Below are 3,169 nucleotides of genomic sequence, written 5' to 3'. Positions count from 1 at the left end.
GTTCTGAATCCAGTACTTAACATCTGCAAGGTTAAAAGACTGTGCGTAAACATCGCTCGCGGGAACGTCTGCTGCTCGATATTCATTTATCAGCTTTTGAGCGTACATTTCCTGAGAAAATCCGTTGAACGGCATATCTACCGCTGGGGACTTGAGTTCCGGTGTCATCTTCACACCGTGTTTTTTGAACAAGGCGATACTTTCGGCATGCGTCATCAGTGTGCCTTTGCTGGCGTAAAGATCGGTTCTCCAGCCAGCTGTACCATCCATGTATTCTTCAACGGTTGTTGCCATCGGATTGGCACCGTCCATTTTACCAGTCAGGCGTTTGAATTCAGCGAGCGTAAAGTCTGACGTTCGGCATTCGACTTTGGCTTTTTCACCTGTTGAAGGGTTCGCTGGCTGAAAGGGAATGCTGCATTTTGCCGCGAGATCGGGATGCGCAAGAACATCTGTCGTGGTGTGTAAGTCACTTTGAGAATGGCGGCAAACCAGTTCTTTGTCTTTGGTGAAGGTAACATCACATTCAAGGACGCCTGCCCCCATCTGGATGGCGGCAACATACGATTCTTTAGTATGCTCAGGAAACTGCATTGGCGCACCACGGTGCCCGATAGAAAATTCGCTGCGGTAGAATGGACCCGTACTGCACTGCTGCAATTTACGTTTAAGTGCGCCGTCGTCCATATCTTCAATCAGGTACAAAGGTCGTGGTCCTAGCTGGACCGCGTCGTGTGCAATGGCATTGAGGGACGATCCAAACAGCACCACTGCTGCGGCCGCCTTCATCAAGTTGTTCATGGGGTGACTCCTGTCAGTTATTTTTCTTTTGAAGGAGTCAACTTAAAAGCTCGAAATGACAACTGCGTGAACAAGTCATGGCAGTTTTATGTTGTTGATAAAAATCTTAATTCTGAAATCTAAATCTGCTATTTCTTAGCTTTTCCCCTGCCATGGTGGATCTTAAGCTTCGCTTTTAACTTACGTTTTTCCGAACCACGGCTTTTTCGTTTTCTTGGCTTATCTTCTGAAATCTCTTCTTCTAAGCTGGGCTCGAAACCAGTCAACCATTCTTGAGGCAGGCGCTTATCCAGTAGCCTTTCGATGGCATTCAACAGGTATTCTTCATCACGACTCATCAATGAAACGGCAAAACCTTCACACCCAGCACGACCCGTTCGACCAATTCTATGAATGTAATCTTCCGCTTTATACGGCATATCGAAGTTGACCACCTGCTCAAGTTGGTGAATGTCCAAACCACGAGCCGCAACGTCTGTCGCGATCAGCGCTCTGACTTTTCCAGTTTTAAAATCATCCAGTGCTTTCTGGCGTGCTCCCTGACTTTTATCACCATTAATTGATGCGGCTTTTATACCGTCAAGCTTCAGTTCTTTGACTAGCGCGTCAGATCCTTCTCTGGTTTTAGTAAATACCAGAACCTGCTGCCAGTTTCTTGAACCGATCAGATAGGCGAGAAGCTCTGATTTACGCTTTTTGTCCACCGGGTACACCATTTGTTTAACGGTATCGGCGGTTGAATTATTGGGTGTAACCTGAACCTCTACAGGCTGCGTGAGGATTCGGTAGGCAACTTTCTTGACGTTATTGGCAAAGGTTGCGGAAAAGAATAGCGTCTGGCGCGCATCATTCAAACGGCGGAGAATACGTTGAATGTCTGGCATGAAACCCATGTCCAGCATTCGATCCGCTTCGTCGAGAACCAGGACTTCCGTTTCGTTGAGCTGAATATTTTTGGTAAACAGGTGATCGAGTAAACGCCCCGGTGTTGCGACAAGAATATCCACCCCACCCTGCAGTTTCTCAGTTTGCACTTTCATACTTGTGCCGCCATACACTGCCAGCACTTTTACATCCAGTTCATGCGCATAACTGCTCAAGTTTTCTAACACCTGTTGAGCCAGTTCGCGCGTCGGGACCAAAACCAGACTACGTACCAGTTTGTCGGTTAACGGTTTTGGCGATTTGATCAAGCGCTGAATGATTGGCAAACCGTAAGCAGCGGTTTTACCTGTTCCAGTCTGCGCCCCGGCAAGAACATCTTTTCCGTCTAAAATATGCGGAATAGACTTCTCCTGAACAGTCGTTGCCTCCTTAAAACCCAGTTGAGTGATACGAGAAAGCAAAGCAGGAGTGAGACCAAGATTTTCAAATTGCATAAGGCAGAATCCGACACAAAAACAGGAGCGCGGATTGTATACTCATTAATGACTGTGGCGCAAAATTAAAGAGAAGAATAAAAGGCTTTGGCGTTTTTCAGCACATCAGGATAAAGCGTATGAAACGCTTGGTTGAGTGCTTTGTACTCTGATTCTAACGTCGCACCACATTCGCTCAAACTTGCCAGCCTTGGGCGGCGCATTGCCATTCTTTTCAAGGCAAACTGAATATTACTCAACTCAGCGTAAGACAGCAGCCACTGACCTTCCCACATATAACCAGAAACAGTTAGAAAACGTTCGGGCAATTCGTCTGTTTCTTCACTCTTTACGTCACTTTCGGCATACAGGCAAAATTCCGACAAAGACATCTTGTGATGGTGTTTCCAGTGACGGGCAAGGCAATGATCCCAAAACATGTCGAGTGCAATGGGTGCAAAGCGTTTAAGCTCTTCGGGGAATAGAGGTTTAAGATCTTTTACGATTGGATGAGTGTCGGTGTAGGAATCGACGAATCGATGGAGCTTAATACCGTTAACAATGTCTTGTTGAAATCGACCATCAGGAGACCCTTTAACAAAGTCCCCTAATAAGTTTCCAAGCAAATTACTTTTACAAAAGTCTGCGATGTGCAGATGGGCGAGATAATTCATGAAGGTGGGTGGAATCTGACTTTAGTCTTCCACCAATTCCTCTAATAGATAGTCAGACAAGTTTAAACCAATTTCCATCGCATCCAAAAGCTCAAGGCTTTCTTCTTCGAAATTGGTGTCTGAATTCGGTTCTTCAATCATAGGGTTTCCTCACTAAGGAAAATCTGAACTTATACATTTGGTTTAGATATAAGGCAGCGCCTTTAAAATTCCTACAAAAACACACCTACATTACAGTCAAAGTTTGAAGTTCATCTAGAAAATATCTCAACCACCCGACTGTAAATAATTATATACGATTTGGGTATTTTTTACTTTACACACTTTCTTGTTGCT

At 45.2% G+C, this 3,169-nt stretch carries 3 protein-coding genes; all 3 read right to left on the bottom strand.

The annotated features are described in order from the left end of the window. Window positions 1-801 (bottom strand): glycerophosphodiester phosphodiesterase family protein (locus RH89_RS13910; protein WP_004402961.1); only part of this gene is annotated, 801 nt, incomplete at its 3' end. A 128-nt stretch (window positions 802-929) separates the two neighbouring features. Next, the gene (locus RH89_RS13905; RefSeq protein WP_004402960.1) at window positions 930-2,180 is read right to left on the bottom strand and encodes a DEAD/DEAH box helicase; all 1,251 of its coding nucleotides are present in this window, start codon (window positions 2,178-2,180) and stop codon (window positions 930-932) included. A 65-nt stretch (window positions 2,181-2,245) separates the two neighbouring features. After that, window positions 2,246-2,833: an acyl carrier protein phosphodiesterase gene (locus RH89_RS13900; RefSeq protein WP_004402959.1), complete on the bottom strand. Its 588-nt coding sequence runs from the start codon at window positions 2,831-2,833 to the stop codon at window positions 2,246-2,248. Window positions 2,834-3,169: the final 336 nt, after the last annotated feature.

This window comes from Vibrio nigripulchritudo ATCC 27043, from assembly GCF_000222685.1.
In the GTDB taxonomy this organism is placed as follows: Bacteria; Pseudomonadota; Gammaproteobacteria; order Enterobacterales; family Vibrionaceae; genus Vibrio; species Vibrio nigripulchritudo.
Note: the sequence above shows the minus strand (reverse complement) of the source record. Positions and strands in the feature narration are given on the sequence as shown.

What these genes read in the sequence shown, in the direction of transcription:
- RH89_RS13905 (WP_004402960.1), bottom strand. Translation starts at nt 2,180, where the DNA reads ATGCAATTTGAAAATCTTGGTCTCACTCCTGCTTTGCTTTCTCGTATC.
- RH89_RS13900 (WP_004402959.1), bottom strand. Translation starts at nt 2,833, where the DNA reads ATGAATTATCTCGCCCATCTGCACATCGCAGACTTTTGTAAAAGTAAT.